The 16,804-nt window shown below is 59.8% G+C and carries 15 protein-coding genes; 13 read left to right on the plus strand and 2 right to left on the minus strand.

All coding sequences use genetic code 11. The features are described 5' to 3' along the window. Positions 1-94: 94 nt before the first annotated feature. A complete protein-coding gene (locus ACP39K_RS01635; RefSeq protein WP_497008257.1) occupies positions 95-1,765 on the minus strand; it encodes a DUF4091 domain-containing protein in 1,671 nt (556 codons plus the stop codon). A gap of 465 nt (positions 1,766-2,230) precedes the next feature. Here ACP39K_RS01635 and ACP39K_RS01640 point away from each other — a divergent pair, with 465 nt between their 5' ends. From ACP39K_RS01640 to uspE, 13 genes are all read left to right on the plus strand, one after another. Then, positions 2,231-3,484 (plus strand): ABC transporter substrate-binding protein, encoded by a 1,254-nt coding sequence (locus ACP39K_RS01640; RefSeq protein ID WP_497008258.1) that lies wholly within the window; start codon positions 2,231-2,233, stop codon positions 3,482-3,484. A 78-nt stretch (positions 3,485-3,562) separates the two neighbouring features. Beyond that, a complete protein-coding gene (locus ACP39K_RS01645; protein WP_015377976.1) occupies positions 3,563-4,504 on the plus strand; it encodes a carbohydrate ABC transporter permease in 942 nt (313 codons plus the stop codon). A 10-nt stretch (positions 4,505-4,514) separates the two neighbouring features. Continuing rightward, positions 4,515-5,333, plus strand: coding sequence for a carbohydrate ABC transporter permease (locus ACP39K_RS01650; protein ID WP_016927600.1), 819 nt, complete (start codon positions 4,515-4,517; stop codon positions 5,331-5,333). A 21-nt stretch (positions 5,334-5,354) separates the two neighbouring features. Then, positions 5,355-6,467 carry an ABC transporter ATP-binding protein gene (locus ACP39K_RS01655; RefSeq protein WP_016927599.1) on the plus strand — a complete coding sequence of 371 codons (1,113 nt, stop codon included), beginning with the start codon at positions 5,355-5,357 and terminating at the stop codon, positions 6,465-6,467. 20 nt (positions 6,468-6,487) lie between these two features. Further along, a complete protein-coding gene (locus tag ACP39K_RS01660) occupies positions 6,488-7,771 on the plus strand; it encodes a Gfo/Idh/MocA family protein (protein ID WP_497008259.1) in 1,284 nt (427 codons plus the stop codon). A gap of 18 nt (positions 7,772-7,789) precedes the next feature. Continuing rightward, a complete protein-coding gene (locus ACP39K_RS01665) occupies positions 7,790-8,695 on the plus strand; it encodes an ROK family protein (RefSeq protein ID WP_497008374.1) in 906 nt (301 codons plus the stop codon). A 332-nt stretch (positions 8,696-9,027) separates the two neighbouring features. Beyond that, a complete protein-coding gene (agaR, locus tag ACP39K_RS01670) occupies positions 9,028-9,798 on the plus strand; it encodes a transcriptional repressor AgaR (RefSeq protein ID WP_016927596.1) in 771 nt (256 codons plus the stop codon). A gap of 26 nt (positions 9,799-9,824) precedes the next feature. Next, positions 9,825-10,991: an SIS domain-containing protein gene (locus ACP39K_RS01675; RefSeq protein ID WP_497008260.1), complete on the plus strand. Its 1,167-nt coding sequence runs from the start codon at positions 9,825-9,827 to the stop codon at positions 10,989-10,991. Between the two features lie 9 nt (positions 10,992-11,000). Next, complete coding sequence (locus tag ACP39K_RS01680) at positions 11,001-11,855, plus strand: tagatose bisphosphate family class II aldolase (protein WP_048795608.1); 855 nt, start codon at positions 11,001-11,003, stop codon at positions 11,853-11,855. A 305-nt stretch (positions 11,856-12,160) separates the two neighbouring features. Next, on the plus strand, positions 12,161-12,472 hold the full coding sequence (locus tag ACP39K_RS01685; RefSeq protein ID WP_016927593.1) for a YmdA family protein: 312 nt from the start codon (positions 12,161-12,163) through the stop codon (positions 12,470-12,472). A 219-nt stretch (positions 12,473-12,691) separates the two neighbouring features. Continuing rightward, positions 12,692-13,216, plus strand: coding sequence for a methylated-DNA--[protein]-cysteine S-methyltransferase (ogt, locus tag ACP39K_RS01690; protein ID WP_004938274.1), 525 nt, complete (start codon positions 12,692-12,694; stop codon positions 13,214-13,216). A gap of 280 nt (positions 13,217-13,496) precedes the next feature. Beyond that, positions 13,497-14,261 (plus strand): fumarate/nitrate reduction transcriptional regulator Fnr, encoded by a 765-nt coding sequence (gene fnr, locus ACP39K_RS01695; protein WP_004938278.1) that lies wholly within the window; start codon positions 13,497-13,499, stop codon positions 14,259-14,261. Between the two features lie 126 nt (positions 14,262-14,387). Then, positions 14,388-15,350: a universal stress protein UspE gene (gene uspE, locus ACP39K_RS01700; protein WP_004938281.1), complete on the plus strand. Its 963-nt coding sequence runs from the start codon at positions 14,388-14,390 to the stop codon at positions 15,348-15,350. A gap of 55 nt (positions 15,351-15,405) precedes the next feature. On the opposite strand, the gene pntB is transcribed toward uspE, so the two are convergent. Next, on the minus strand, positions 15,406-16,800 hold the full coding sequence (pntB, locus tag ACP39K_RS01705; RefSeq protein WP_033640182.1) for a Re/Si-specific NAD(P)(+) transhydrogenase subunit beta: 1,395 nt from the start codon (positions 16,798-16,800) through the stop codon (positions 15,406-15,408). Positions 16,801-16,804 lie beyond the last annotated feature (4 nt).

Genomic DNA, 16,804 nt, shown 5'->3' on the forward strand with positions numbered 1-16,804 from the left:
GTTACATGACAATAAAGTGAATCCATCGACTATCAGGTATAGCAAAGTAATGGCGAATTGGGAGCGAAAGACGCATTTTCGCCCCCACTTGCCTTCACATCGGCGCCAGCAACGCTTCAATGCGGCGGTTTACCGCGTCGCGCAGGCGCAGCAGCGGCCCGGCCTGGTGCGGATAACGCTTGAAGGTGATGCGCATGCCCAGCTCGCGTTCGATCAGCGCCTCAACCGTCGGCCGGTCGGTCAGACTCTCCAGCAGTTGCAGCGCGCGCATGTCTTGCAGCCCCTGATACAGCACCCGCAGGCGCAGCGACTCCACCGGCTGCAGATCATCGCCCGGATAGACCACGAACGGATCGCCGGAGGGAAACGCATGGCCGCTGTCGGTCACGGCATAAGGATTGATACGTTCGAGCGAATGGGCGCTGTTATAGAAGTTGAATCCCCAATGCAGAAAGCCGGCGATGCGGTACAGATAGAGCTGCACGCCCAATATGCGGTTGCGCGCCGAAGGCTGGGCGAAGAACCGGTTGGCGACCTCGGTCTTCTGCACGCAGCAGTAATAGGCCCACAGGCCAGGCACCCGGTGTTCGATAAAGGGCTCAATATGATCGGTGGCGGCGACCGGGATTTCCACCAGGCCTCGCTGATAGAAAGCGAAATCCGACAGCGCATCGAAAGTGCGAAAGCCATCCAGTAGCGGCAGCAGCGCGGCGCTGGCGCGCCGGTAGGCCGCCAGGTTGTCCAGCGTCGGCTCATCGGAAACATGGAACCACACCTGCCGTTCCAGCCCCCGTTCGCGGAACCAGGCGGTCAACGCCGGCAGCAGCGCCTGCAGAAAACGCTGGTACGCTTCGCCCTGCGCATCGGTGTGCCAGCCGAACAGCGGTCGCGCCTCGCCCTGCTCCTCCACCACGATCTTCGGCGCATGCGCCGCGCCCCATTGGGTAAACAACGGCGCGATTTCGAAGTGCTCGATGCCCTCTTCCTGCGCCAACGCCACCCACTGCGCCAAGCGGCTGAAATCGAAGCGATACCCCTGCGCGGAACGCGACACCCTCACCAACTGCACCGTGGTGCGTTCACCGCCGACGGCGGTATCCAGCGGCGGCGTAAACAGCGGCGTCAGCAGCATATTGACCCCGCTATGCACCGCGCAGCGCACAAAGTTGCGCACCGCGCGCCAGTAATCCGGGCTGAACACCGCCAGACGGTAGTAATCCGCCAGGCAGTCGGTGTGCAGCCACTCGGTGTGCAACAGCGTTTGCGGCGGCAACGCCGCCGGCACCAGATGCAGCATCAGCGTGGCCTCGGCCAGCGCCTCGCCGCTCTGGGCATCCAGCAGCCGCAGGGTCAACGGAAAGTCGCCGGCCAGTTGCGCGTCGGCCGGCGGCGTCAGGGTCAACCACAGGCTGCCATAATAGCGGCAGGCGGCAAAAAAACGCCGTTGCGGCAGCGGTATCAGCGGATCGGGAAATAAGCCCGGCTCAGTCGTCAGGTAATTCTCATCGGTCTCGCGATAACAGGGAAAACCGCTCGGTACCGATTGCACCTGGCGCACGCTGATATACGCCGCCAGCGGTCCGTCAAGTTGATAACTGAGCTCATGGCGAGTCTCGTTGCCCGGGGTTTGCAAACAGTACACCGCCTGCCAGGAAAGCACCTCGTTATTTAACCCGCTCAGCCGATTTTCTACGGAAACGGGCGGCATATTTTGGCAATGAAATACTTTCTCCAGGCAATGCGTAAATACCAGAGACAGGCGCATGATAATCGGCCCTCTTTATTTTGGATAAGTCAATATTGTGAAATTCAGGCTAACGTCTTTTATCGCCACAGACAATAGCCGGCAATAAAAAACGTTCCTGCACCCTCCTCTGACAGCCACAGCAAGATTTTTTTGTTTATTTGCATCACAAAAATGAAAGAAGAAGAAGCTTGCACAATAAAAATGTTTTTAATCCCCATTATGGTGCAAGGGTTATCAGTTATTCCTATGCCTGCGAAGGCCGCTAAATGCCGCGCCACCGGGGAAAAAACCCGTCAAAAGGTTAACGAATTGTGAATAAACACACCTTTCACTTGGCCGTCAAAGCCTTTCGATTTTAACAACAACGAAACATTGACGCCCCATTTTTGGGCGTTTGGGGGTGTATTGACACATTGAAAGTTAAGGGATAGAAAGAATTTACGTTGCAAAAAACGCTATTCGTCGCTCACCGAGGGGAAAGCAATGTCACCGATAAAAAATACCGGCCGCTTGCTGGCGCATTCTATTCTTGCCAGCGCATTATTATTACCCACGCTGCTCCATGCCGCAGATAAAATAACTTTGCGCTATGCCGTTTGGGACAGAAATCAATTACCCGCCGAACAGGAGATTGCCAAGCGCTTTGAACAGGCCAATCCGGATATAAAAATAGAAATAGAATTAACCCCCTCAGCGCAATATTTCGTTAAATTAGATTCCGCCGCCGCCGGCGGCGTAGCGCCAGATATATTCTGGATCAATATGCCTTATTTTGTGCAGTACGCCAAAAACGGCATTATGGAGCCGTTGGCACCCTATATTAAAGACAGCGGCCTTAAGCTGGACGACGTGGTCGCCAGCTCGGTGAAAGCCTATCAGTATGACGGTCAGCAGATGGCCATTCCGCGCGACGTCGATTCCATCGCCGTGTGGTACAACAAAAAGCTGTTCGATCAGGCCGGCGTCAACTACCCTACCAACGACTGGAGCTGGGACGATCTGAAGAGCAAGGCCGCCGCGCTGAAAAACGGGCTGAAAGGCGCCGCCTTCCCGCTGGTGATGGATCTCAGCATCGACGGTCAGGACAGTTACATGAACCTGCTGTTCCAAAACGGCAACCACATCGTGCCGAAAGACGGCCAGCCCACCGACATCGCCAACGACAGATCCCTCTGGGTCTACCAACAGCTGCAGGGCATGATGAAAGACGGCCTGATGCCAAGCGCCCAGCAGATGAGCGAAGTCAAAACCGAGAATATCTTCCAGTCCAACCGCGCCGCGATGGTCTATGCCGGCTCCTGGCTGGCGGCGCCGTTCGCCAATAACCCGCTGATCAACGACCACATCGGCGTGGTGATGATGCCCAAAATTGAACGCCAGTCCGGCGTGGCGCACAGTCTGGCCTTCGCCATGTCGGCCAAAAGCGCCCACAAGCAGGCCGCCTGGAAATATATCGCCTTCATGAGCAGCGAAGCCTCGCAGGCGGAGCTGGCCAAGGTGGTGATCCCGGCCAACAAGACGGCGGCCAAGGTCTGGGCGCAGCAGATCCAAAAGGTTGACGTCACACCTTATATCCAGACCCTTGAAGTGACCCAGGCTTACCCCACCGCCGGCACCAATACGCCGAAGTGGCAAAACATGTGGATCGCCAGCCTGAAAAAGATCTTTATGGGCGCGGACGCTAAGCAGGAAATGGACAAATCGGTCAAGAAGATCGCGCGCGTCATGGAGCAGTAATCACCCCGCCGCGGCGCGCAGCCCCGAGCGCGCGCCGCGGGGGAACCACGCTGAACGTCATAGGTGAGGAATGGCAACATGTCGCTGGCAGAAACGGCTACGGTCACCCTGAAACACCCCCGGCGCACCGCCCGTCCCGCGCTCAATCGGCTCGAACGCGCCGAGCGCTTCTGGGGCTGGGTGATGATCCTGCCGCTGCTTTTGGGGGTGACGGTGTTTTACCTGATCCCCTTCTTGCAAAACATCTTTTACAGCTTTACCGATCTCAACCAATTCATGCGCTGGAGCAGCATCAGCGTCGATAACTATCTCAACCTGTTCGAAGACGACGACTTTTACACCGCCGCCGCCAACACCCTGTTCTACGTGGTGGTCTGCGTGCCGATCAGCCTGAGCCTGTCGCTGCTGCTGGCGATCGGCCTCAACCAGAATATCCGCGGCAAAGGCCTGCTGCGCACCCTGCTGTTCCTGCCGGCAGTCACCATGCCCGCGGCGGTGGCCATGGTGTGGCAATGGCTGTTCAACAAGGACTTCGGCCTGATCAACCAGGCGCTGGGCCTGCTGCACATTGCGCCGGTCGCCTGGCTGTCCGATCCGGACGTGGTGCGCATCAGCGTATCCATCATCATCATCTGGTCGTCGCTGGCGCTGAAGATCATCATTTTGCTGGCCGGGCTGCAGAGCATTCCACGCCAGTTGTACGAAGCGGCGGATATCGACGGCATCGGCACCCTGCGGCGCTTCTTCTGCATCACGCTGCCGATGATGGTGCCGACGCTGTTCTTCGTGTCGGTGATGAGCTTTATCGAGATCCTGCAAGTCTTTGACGTGGTGTTCCTGATGTTCGACCGCGCGCTGGTGGAAAACGACGTGATGACCGTCACCAACCTGTTCTACAAGTACGCGTTTTACCTGCAGGAAAAAGGTTACGCCTCCGCCATCACCGTGGTGCTGTTCGCCGTCACGCTGGTGATCACCCTGATTCAAATGGCGATCGGCAAGCGCCTGAAAGTCAGCTGAGGAGCTGCACATGAACGCAAGCAAGAAAACGCTGGTGTACCTGTTTATGGGGCTGGCGGCGCTGGCCTCGGTGGTGCCCTTTATCTGGATGCTGGTGACCTCGCTGAAAACCCAGGCCGAGAGCATCCAGATCCCGCTGACGCTGCTGCCGGCGCATCCCAGCCTGCAGGCCTACGGCCGGGTGATGCACGAAATCCCGTTCGCCGGTTTTTATCTCAACTCGCTGCTGGCGACCTTCTTCACCGTCAGCCTGCAGATGGCTATCGCCACCCTGGCCGCCTATGGCTTCTCGCGCCTGCATTTTCGCGGCCGCGATGCGGTGTTTCTGGTATGCGTGTCGATCCTGATGGTGCCCGGCCAGGCGTTTCTGATCCCGCAATTCCTGGTGGTGCAGAAGCTGGGGCTGGTCAACAGCATCACCGGGTTGGTGCTGCCGGGCATTTTCAGCGTTTACGCCACCTTCCTGCTGCGCCAGTTCTTCCTGGCGGTGCCGAAGGAGATGGAGGAAGCGGCGCTGATCGACGGTTACAGCTACTTCGCCATCTTCTGGCGCATCATGCTGCCGCTGATCCGGCCGGGCATTATCGCCTGCGTCATCATCAACGGCCTGTGGAGCTGGAACAACCTGATGTGGCCGCTGATCGTCAATACCACCACCGAGAAGCTGACGCTGCCGGTAGGGCTGGCCTCGCTCTCCAGCCGCGCCGGGGTGGAATACCCGCTGCTGATGGCCGGGGCGCTGATGGCGGTGATCCCGATGCTGATGCTGTTCATTATTTTCCAACGCTATTTCATCCAGGGCATCGCCAGCGCCGGGGTGAAAGGCTAACGCGCAGACAAGGTAAACGACATGGCCGGAATTCAGTTAAACAGCGTTAAAAAAGTGTACCCCAACGGTTTCCACGCGCTGCACGGCGTCGATCTGGACATTGAAGACGGGGAATTTATGGTGTTCGTCGGCCCGTCCGGCTGCGCCAAATCCACCCTGCTGCGGATGATCGCCGGGCTGGAGAGCGTCAGCGAGGGGCAGATCCTGATCCACGATCGCTGCGTCAACGACAGCATGCCGAAGGATCGCGGCGTCGCCATGGTGTTCCAGAACTATGCGCTGTACCCGCACATGACAGTGTACAAGAACATGGCGTTCGGTCTGATCGGCAAAGAGAGCAAGGCCGAGATCGACCGCCGGGTGCGCGATGCGGCGGAAAAGCTGGAGATCACCAATCTGCTGCAGCGCAAGCCGGGCCAGCTCTCCGGCGGCCAGTGCCAGCGGGTGGCGGTCGGCCGCGCCATCGTGCGCAAGCCCAAGGTGTTCCTGTTCGATGAGCCGCTGTCCAACCTCGACGCCAAGCTGCGGGTGTCGATGCGCGTACAGCTGATCGAACTGCACAACCAGCTGAAGCAGGAAGGCGCCGCCGCCACCATGGTGTACGTCACCCACGATCAGGTCGAAGCGATGACCATGGGCGATCGCATTTGCGTGATGAACCGCGGCGCCATCATGCAGGTGGATAAACCAATCAATCTGTATCACCACCCCGCCAACCGTTTCGTCGCCGAGTTTATCGGCAGCCCGTCGATGAATTTGCACGATCTGGCGATCGTGCGCGACGGCCAAACGGTGCGGCTGCGCATCGGCCTGCAGCACCTGCTCGATCTCCCGCCGGCGCTGCAACGGCAATTGGCGGACTACCCGCATGCGCGGGTGTGTCTCGGCATCCGGCCGGAGTCTTTGCGGCTGTGCGCGCCCGGCAGCGCCAACTGTTTCCCGGCGCAGATCGTCACTATCGAGCGCATGGGCAACGAAGAGCTGCTGCACTGCGAACTGGCCGATCTGCGCTTCGTGCTGCGCATGGCGTCGCTGCCGGACTGGGAGCCGCGCCTCGGCGAAAGCATTCATCTGGCATTCGATCTGACGCGCGCGCATTTGTTCGACGAGCTCAGCGGCCAAAACCTCAAATAACAACAGCGGAGTATCCAGCAATGTCGTCAACACAACCCAACAGCTTTGCCCATCGCCCGGTGCGGGTGCTGGTGGTCGGCGCCGGGGCGCGCGGTGAAATCTACTCGCGCTATGCGCTGGCGCATCCCGATTTGATGCAGGTGGTGGCGGTAGCGGAACCGCGTGACGCCTACCGCGAGCCGTTCGTGGCGCAGCATGCCATCGCGCCGGAACACATCTTCACCGACTGGCGTCAGGCCGCCGACGCCGGCAAGCTGGCCGACGCGGTGCTGATCTGCACCCAGGATCAGATGCACCTGGAACCGGCGCTGGCCTTCGCCCGCCAGGGCTACGCCATGCTGCTGGAAAAACCGCTGTCGCCGGACGCCGACGAGTGCCGCGCCATCGTCGCCGAAGTGACGCGCCAACGGCTGATCTTCTCGGTCGGCCACGTGCTGCGTTACACCCGCTATACCCAAAAGCTCAAACAGTTGCTGCGCGACGGCGCGATCGGCGACATCGTCAGCCTGCAACATTTGGAACCGGTCGGCTACTGGCATCAGGCGCACTCCTTCGTGCGCGGCAACTGGCGCAACGATCGGCAGGCCGCCTTTATGCTGCTGCAGAAATCCTGCCACGACATCGACTGGATCCGCTACGTGATGGAGCAACCCTGCGAACAGGTCAGCTCCTTCGGCAACCTGCGCCACTTCCGCCAGGAAAACCAACCGGCGGGCGCGGCGGACAACTGCCTGGATTGCGCGGTAGAGGCAAACTGCCCCTATTCCGCCAAACGCATCTATCTGGGCGACGATCACAAGGCCACGCCCGGTTTTCTGCGCGTGCTGACGCCGGAACCCGACCAGACGACGCTGCGGGCGGCGCTGCGCGACGGGCCTTACGGCCGCTGCGTCTACCGCTGCGACAATAACGTGGTCGACCATCAGGTGGTCAACATGCAGTTCGCCGGCGGCCGCACCGCGTCGTTCACCATGACGGCCTTTACCCGCCACGAAGATCGTCACACCCGCATCTTTGGCAGCCGCGGCTGCCTGGAAGGCGACGGCCGCCATATCCGCATCACTTCGTTCCTCGACGACGGCGAAACGCATTACGACACCGACGCCGGCCAGGATCTGCACGCCATGGCCGGCCACGGCGGCGGCGACTACTTCCTGATGCAGCACTTTATCGCGGCCATTCGCGCCAACGATCCGAGCCAGGTGCTGGCCGGCCCGGCGGAAGCGCTGGAGAGCCACCTGATGGTGTTTGCCGCCGAACGCGCCCGCCGCGAGGCGGCGGTGATCGCCCTGAGTGGAGCCTAAAGCATGGCCACGACAGAGATGCGTTACGGCTTCGACATCGGCGGCACCAAAATTGAAATGGCCGCTTACGATCGCCGGCTCAACCAGGTGCTGCTCCAGCGGGTGCGCACCCCAACCGGCGATTACGGCGAGTTCGTGGCCTGCATCGCCGGGCTGGTCGAGCAGGCGGATCGCGAACTGCACACGCGCGGCAGCATTGGCATCGGTTTGCCGGGGATCACCGATCCCGTCAGCCGCCGCCAGTTGGCGGTCAACGTGCCCTGCCTGACCGGCCATTGCCTGGCGGATGATTTGACGCAGGCGCTGGCGCGACCGATCGCTATTGAGAACGACTGCCGCTGCTTCGCGCTGTCGGAAGCCAGCACGCCGCAAACCGCGCACCTGCCGCTGGTGTTCGGCGCCATCATCGGCACCGGCGCCGGCGGCGGCCTGGTGGTGAACCGGCAACTGCACAAGGGGCGCAGCGGCGTGGCGGGCGAATGGGGCCATATGCCAATCTCGGCCCAGCTGGCGCAGCGTTACGATCTGCCGCTGTTCGGCTGCAACTGCGGGCTGACCGGCTGCTTTGAACGCTACGTCTCCGGCAGCGGGCTGCTGGCGCTGAGCCACCATTTCGCCCATCCGGCCGCTGACGTGCCGGCGCTGGTCGCCTGCTATCGTGCCGGTGATGCGCTCGCGCAGCGGCTGATGACCATCTACGTCGACATCCTGGCCAGCGCGCTGGCCGGCTTACAGCTGCTGCTGGACGTTGATGCCTTCGTGCTGGGCGGTGGATTGTCCAACGTCGGCGAGCTTTACCGGCTGTTGCCGCCGGCGATGCGGCATTGGCTGCTGCCGGGCATGGAGCCGGCGGCGGTGTTCCCGCCGGTGCACGGTGACAGCAGCGGCGTGCGCGGCGCAGCGCTTTTACGCGCGCCGGCATAAAAAAACAGTGAAAGCCCGGAGATTGTCGAGCGATCGCTGCGGCTTTCGGCATCGACGGACTTAATGAATAAGCGCTGGGAATTGGCGACTGAAAAATAACGAATTTGCTGTTTTCACTTTGCGTTAACACTGCTTTCGGTTGCCGCCCAACCGAAAGCAAAATCAAATATAACCAACTGATAGATATAGATATTTTAAAATTAATCGATTGCATTTCAGTGTTTCGTTTGCTGTAATTCGCCACGAACAACTGAAAGCGCTCCGGTCGGTATCGCTGCGGCTTATTAAGCCGCGGTCGGGCACGGCTACAGGTAAATCAGGAGTCTGCGTTAATGATCAATACCGCAAAACGCCGGGAATTAATTATCGACCAGCTGTGTCGCGAGGGCACGGTGCGCGTGGAGCAGCTCAGCCAGCAGTTTTCGGTGTCCAGCGTCACCATCCGCAGCGATCTGCGCCAGCTGGAAAAACACGGCTGCGCGGTGCGCGCCTACGGCGGCGCCATGTTGAACAAACAGTTCGCCTTCGACCGCCCGTTGCAGGACAAGGGCCGCATCAATCGCGACGTCAAACACGCCATCGCCTGCGCGGCCGCGGCGCTGATTGAAGACGGCGACGCCGTCATCCTCGACTCCGGCTCCACCACCAGCCAAATGGCGCCGCAGCTGGCGGGGAAAAAGGATCTGGTGGTGATGACCAACGCGCTCAACATCGCCTTCGAACTGGCCAACAACGAGGAGATCGACCTGATGGTGGTCGGCGGCAGCGTGCGCCGCAAAGCCTGGTCGCTGTACGGCCCCGCCGCCGAACAGCAGCTGCGCCAGTATCGGTTCGACAAGCTTTTTCTCGGCGTCGACGGCTTCGATCTCGCGAGCGGCATCACCACGCCGGATCCGGGCGAAGCGCAGCTGAACCGGGTGATGTGCGAGGTGGCGCGCGAAGTGATCGCCCTCGCCGACGCCAGCAAATTCGGCCGCACCAGCTTTTGCATGATCCGCGACATCGGCCAGATCCACCGCCTGGTCACCGACAGCCGCATTCCGGAACACTATCTGCAGGCGCTGCACCATTTAGGGATCGACGTGATTATCGCCGACCGTTAACCGAGGCTTTTTAAGGAGCTGTCATCATGAACGCGTATTTCTCTTACGAGGCGAATTGGCTGAAGCAGCGCAACGCCTGGCATACCGCCGCAGAAATTTGGCAACAGCCGGATTTGTGGGCGGCGCTGCACCGCCAACTGCAGGATCAACAGGCGCAGTGGCAACCGTTCCTGGCGCCGTTGCTGGCTAATCCGCGCCTGCAAATCGTCTTGTGCGGCGCCGGCAGCTCGGCATTTGCCGGCCGCGCCCTGGCCCCCTGGCTGCGCGAACGCACCGGCCGCGACGTGGTGGCTTACGGCACCACCGATATCGTCGCCAACCCGCTGCAGTATCTTGACCCTGACCGGCCGACGCTGCTGGTTTCCTTCGCCCGTTCGGGCAACAGCCCGGAAAGCCTGGCGACGGTGGAGCTGGCCGATCAATTGCTGCCGGAAAGCTATCACCTGATGCTGGTGTGCAACCCGGACAGCCGGCTGGCGCAGTACGCGCATCAGCGTGGCAACGTCTGTTCGCTGGTGATACCGCAAGGCGCCAACGATCAGAGCTTCGCCATGACCTCCAGCTTCAGCTGCATGATGCTGAGCGCCGCGCTGCTGCTCGGCCCGGCTTCGCTCGAGGCCGCCCAGGCGCCGTTGAACGCCATGGTGCAGCGCTGCCGCGCACTGCGCGAAACGCTGCAGCCGCAGGTGAAGGCGCTGGCCGCCAGCGGTTTCCGCCGCTATATCACCCTCGGCGGCAGCTGTTTTACCGGCCTCGCCGAAGAGGCCTCGCTCAAGATGCTGGAGTTGACCGCCGGCCGCATCGTTACGCGCTACGACTCGCCGCTCGGCCTGCGCCATGGCCCGAAATTCATGGTCGATGGCCAGACGTTGGTGGTGCTGATGTTCTCCCACAACGACTATGCCCGCCAGTATGACCGCGATCTGTGGAACGAGCTGCAGCGCGATGGGCAGGCGATGCAACTGGTCGGGTTGACCGGCGAACGCCAACCTCTGTCCGATGCCCTGCTGCATATGCACGATGCGGCTGACGATATCTGGCTGCTATTCCCGTATCTGCTGTTCAGCCAGATGCTGGCCTTCGAGAGTTCGCTGGCGCTGGGGCTGACCCCGGATAACCCCTGCCCGACCGGCGAGGTCAACCGGGTGGTGAAAGGCGTGACGATTTACCGTTTTCCTTCCCCCGAGCTGTAAGGAGATCCCATGTATCTGATAGCCAACCGAGACATGCTGCTCAAGGCGCAGCGCCAGGGTTACGCCGTTCCGGCGTTTAACGTCCACAATCTGGAAACCGTGCAGGTGGTGGCGGAGACCGCCGCCGAGCTGCGCTCGCCGGTGATCATGGCCGGCACGCCCGGCACCTTCAGCTATGCCGGCACCGACTACCTGATCGGCATTTGCCAATCGGCCGCGCACCGCTACGATCTGCCGCTGGCGCTGCATCTGGATCATCACGAAGCGCTGGACGACATCGAGTATAAGGTGAAAAGCGGCATCCGCTCGGTGATGATCGACGGCTCCCATTTGCCGTTCGAGCAGAATATCGCCAAGGTGGCCGCCGCAGTGGCCCTGTGCCACCGCTACGGCGCCAGCGTGGAGGCGGAGCTGGGCCGCCTGGGCGGGCAGGAGGACGATCTGATCGTCGATACGGCGGACAGCTTTTATACCGATCCGGCCGCGGCACGCGAGTTTGTCGCCGCCACCGGCATCGATTCGCTGGCGGTGGCGATCGGTTCCGCCCACGGCCTGTATCACGGCGAACCGAAGCTGGACTTCGAGCGCCTGGCGCTGATCCGCGAACAGGTGGACGTGCCCCTGGTGCTGCACGGCGCCTCCGGCATTCCGGAAGCGATGGTCAAGCGCGCGATCTCGCTCGGCGTTTGCAAGGTCAACGTCGCCACCGAATTGAAAATCGCCTTCGCCGATGCGGTAAAAAGCTATTTTTCGCAGCACCCGGACGCCAACGATCCGCGCAAATACATCGTCCCCGGCAAGCTGGCGATGAAAGAAGTGGTGGCGGAAAAGATCCGCATCTGCGGCAGCAGCGGCATGCTGTAACCCCGCTCTCGCCCCCGTTGCTGCGGCCGCGCAACGGGGGCGAAAACGGCCGCCATTGCCCGACTTTCCTGAGAGAACGATCACAGCCTGCTATCCCGCCCGCGCCTCAAATCATTAACTGGCCTTCACTATGATCCAAATCATGGTTTTACTCATCCTACCTCCCTATTATCAAATTCATTGAATGCGGGCAGTAGGATTTTTGCCCATTCGTTTTTATTTCGCCAGGCGAAATGGCTTATTTGATGAAAACAAGCGCGCTTGTTTTTTAATTGGCAGTGTTTTTACTCTGAAAGGAACAGCATATGAACCATTACTTAGCCGTATTAAGCGCATTGGTCATTCTGCCCTTCGCTCTGCAAGCAAAACCGCTTTCCGGCAGTCAGGTCGCCTCCGGCGTCGTGCGCTTCACCGGCGCCATTACCACGCCGGCCTGCACCGTCAAACATCAGGATGAAAAGCTTATCTCCAGCTGCTTCGGTAAAGTGACGGAATATCAGAACGGGTATATATCCTCTTCGTTAACAGAGATGCCAAAAGAATTAGTTTCTGCCGTCAGCAGTGAGATGGTGAATAACGATCCCCATTTAAAGCGCGTGACTATCAGCTATAAGTAACCGCAAAGCGGCACTGCCTGCTTAAATAATAAACAAGGCACAACTCGCCTTGATGAATTATAAATTTATTTTATAAATTTATCGCACAATAACTCCCCGCCTTACCGTAAGCCGGCTATTCGGGCAACCCTGCGGTTGCCCATCAGCATGTCCGAAATCCGCCATCGCCTCCTTCCGTTTCATGCGATAATCGCCACACTAAACCGAGGAGTGATCCAGATGCAGACTTTTTTGATTGATCGTACCGCGACGCCGGTGGGTGAACTGGTGCTGATTGCCGATGAACAGGGGCGCCTGCGGGCGATCGACTGGACCGATCACGAAGCTCGCCTGATGAAGCTGCTGAACACCCACTACCGCGCCGATCGCTTCACCCTGCGCGAGCAGCGCGATCCCAGCGGGCTGACCGACGCCATGCAACGCTATTTCGCCGGGGAACTGAGCATTATCGATCGGTTGCCGGTGATGACCGCCGGCACCGAGTTCCAGCGCACCGTGTGGCAACAGCTGCGCCAAATCCCCTGCGGCGAGATCCTGACCTACGGCCAGTTGGCGCAACGTATCGGCCGTCCGACCGCCTCGCGCGCGGTCGGCATGGCCAACGGTTCAAATCCGATCAGCATCGTGGTGCCCTGTCACCGAGTGATCGGTTCGCAGGGCGCGCTGACCGGCTATGCCGGCGGCGTACAGCGCAAGCAATGGCTGCTGCAGCATGAAGGCTACCTGCCGAAAAGTTTGCTGTAGCCGCTGCGATCGGCTTAAGCAGCGCCATTGTTTGGCGCTGCTTAATAAAGCACATTGCCCAACGCCGCGCTCGTGCCCGCTGGGCACTATTAATAACCTGTGTGAATAAAACGCATAAGTCACAAATAATACTCATAACTTCAGTCCGATACAGAATAATCGGCGGCATGTGTGCGCAAAATTCGCACACAATACCCCTATTCATGCTAATGCCACCCTTATCAGCTGCAGCAAAAGATGTTAAAATTGACTCATATCAATTATTGAATGAGCGTAATCTATGATCCCGGAAAAACGCGTGATTCGTCGTATCCAGTCTGGTGGTTGTGCGATCCATTGCCAGGACTGCAGCATCAGCCAGCTGTGCATTCCTTTCACCCTCAATGCTCACGAGCTGGACCAGCTCGACAACATTATCGAGAGGAAGAAGCCCATCCAGAAAGGCCAGACCTTGTTCAAGGCCGGCGACGAGCTGAAATCGCTGTACGCGATCCGTTCCGGGACCATTAAAAGCTACACCATCACCGAGCAAGGCGATGAGCAGATCACCGGCTTCCACCTGGCGGGCGACCTGGTAGGCTTCGACGCCATCGGTGGCCTGAAGCACCCGAGCTTCGCGCAGGCGCTGGAAACCTCGATGGTGTGCGAGATCCCATTCGAGACCCTCGACGATCTGTCCGGCAAAATGCCGAACCTGCGTCAGCAGATCATGCGGTTGATGAGCGGCGAGATCAAAGGCGACCAGGACATGATCCTGCTGCTGTCGAAGAAAAACGCCGAAGAGCGCCTGGCGGCGTTCGTTTACAACCTGTCGCGCCGCTTTGCGGAGCGCGGCTTCTCACCGCGCGAGTTTCGTTTGACCATGACCCGCGGCGACATCGGCAACTACCTTGGGCTGACGGTGGAAACCATCAGCCGCCTGCTGGGCCGCTTCCAGAAAAGCGAAATCCTCAGCGTGAAAGGCAAATACATCACCATCGAAAACGCCGACGCGCTGTCGGTGCTGGCCGGTACGCCGCGCATCAACGTGACCGTCAACGCCTGATTCCCCCGCCGGATCACCATTTCACCGAAATTGTTGATCCGGCACGCTTCTGTTGTTGTTCTGTTTTTCAATGTTGGGTTACTCTGTAAATTAACAGACTGTTGATTTCAGCTGTAAGGAGGCCCTATGGCGAAGTATCAGAATCTTCTGGTGGCTATTGACCCCAATCAGGACGATCAGCCGGCATTGCGCCGCGCCGTGTACCTGGTAAAACGGAACGGCGGGCGCATCAAGGCCTTCCTGCCCATCTACGACTTCTCTTACGAAATGACGACCCTGCTCTCCCCGGATGAAAGAACGGCGATGCGGCAAGGTGTGATCAGCCAACGCGCCGCCTGGATCAACGAGCAGTGCCGTTTCTATCTCAACGACGGCGTGCCGATCGAAATCAAAGTGGTCTGGCATAACCGTCCCTTCGAAGCCATCATTCAGGAAGTGCTTTCCGGCCAACATGACCTGCTGCTGAAAATGGCGCACCAACACGACCGGTTGGAGTCGGTGATCTTTACCCCCACCGACTGGCACCTGCTGCGCAAATGCCCTTGCCCGGTGTGGATGGTGAAAGACCAGCCCTGGCCGGAAGGCGGCAAGGCGCTGGTGGCGGTCAATCTGGCCAGCGAAGAACCCTATCACGACCCGCTCAATATCAAACTGGTGCAAGAAACCGTCGAACTGGCGCAAAACGTCAACCAGACCGAGGTTCACCTGGTCGGCGCCTATCCCGTTACCCCGATCAACATCGCCATCGAATTGCCCGACTTCGACCCGAGCGTCTACAACGACGCCATTCGCGGCCAGCATCTGATCGCCATGAAGGCGCTGCGGCAAAAATTCTGCATTAAGGAAGAGTTCACCCACGTGGAAAAAGGCCTGCCGGAAGAGGTGATACCCGATCTGGCCGAACACCTGCAGGCCGGCGTGGTGGTGCTGGGCACCCTGGGCCGCACCGGCATTTCAGCCGCCTTTATCGGCAACACCGCGGAACATGTGATCGATCATCTGAAATGTGACCTGCTGGTGATTAAACCGGAAAACTTCAACTGCCCGATCGAGGCGGATGAAGATGACGAGCATGACGACGAAGATTAACCTTCGCGCATAAAAAACGGGCCGCTAAGCGGCCCGTTTTTTTGGTTGCCCAATTTTACTTCTGCAGCGCCCGCAGAATCGCCTCCACGCTGTCTTTGGCGTCGCCGAACAGCATCTGGGTGTTCTCCTTGAAGAACAGCGGGTTCTGCACGCCGGCATAGCCGGTGTTCATCGAGCGTTTGAACGCGATTACGTTCTGCGCTTTCCACACTTCCAATACCGGCATGCCGGCGATCGGGCTGCGCGGATCTTCCAGCGCCGCCGGGTTCACCGTGTCGTTGGCGCCGATCACCAGCACGGTGTCGGTATCCGGGAAATCGTCGTTGATTTCATCCATCTCCAGCACCACGTCGTACGGCACCTTCGCCTCCGCCAGCAGCACGTTCATGTGGCCCGGCAAGCGCCCCGCGACCGGGTGAATGCCGAAACGCACCTTCACGCCGCGCGCCCGCAGTTTTTCGGTGATTTCCGCCACCGGATACTGCGCCTGCGCCACCGCCATGCCGTAGCCCGGGGTGATGATCACCGACGTGGAGTTCTTCAACTGCTCGGCCACCTCTTCCGCCGTGGTTTCACGGTATTCGCCCATCTCTTCGGCGTCGCCGGTGGAAGATCCGTCGCTGCCGAAACCGCCGGCGATCACGCTGATAAACGAACGGTTCATCGCCTTGCACATGATGTAAGACAGTATCGCCCCCGAAGAGCCCACCAGCGCGCCGGTGACGATCAGCAGATCGTTGCTCAGCATGAAGCCCGCCGCGGCCGCCGCCCACCCCGAGTAAGAGTTGAGCATCGACACCACCACCGGCATGTCGGCGCCGCCGATCGAGGCGACCAGATGCCAGCCGAACGCCAGCGCGATCGCCGTCATCAGCAGCAGCGTTACCACCTGCCAGCCCACGCTGTCGGTGCGCACGAACGCCACCAGCAACAGGAACGAGATCACCAGCGCCGCCAGGTTCAGCTTGTGGCGATTCGGCAACATCAGCGGTTTGGAAGAAATGATGCCGCGCAGCTTGCCGAAGGCGACGATCGACCCGGTGAAGGTCACCGCACCGATAAAGACGCCGAGGAACACTTCGGTCAGATGGATATTCGCCATCACCGGCTCCATCGGCGCGCCGTGATCCAGGTAGCTGTTGAAGCCGACCAGCACCGCCGCCAGGCCAACGAAACTGTGCAGCACCGCCACCAGCTCCGGCATTTCGGTCATCTCGACCTTCTTGGCCAGATAGACGCCGATCGAGCCGCCGATGATCATGGCGATGATGATCCAGCCGACGTTGCCGGAATCCGGCCCCAAGATGGTGGCGATCAGCGCGATCGCCATGCCGGCGACGCCGAACAGGTTGCCCTGCTTCGACGTTTCATGACGCGACAGGCCCGCCAGGCTGAAAATAAACAAAATAGCGGCAACAATGTATGCAGCTGTAACCAATCCTCCAGACATTTGT

The organism is Serratia sp. EC4, assembly GCF_059652115.1.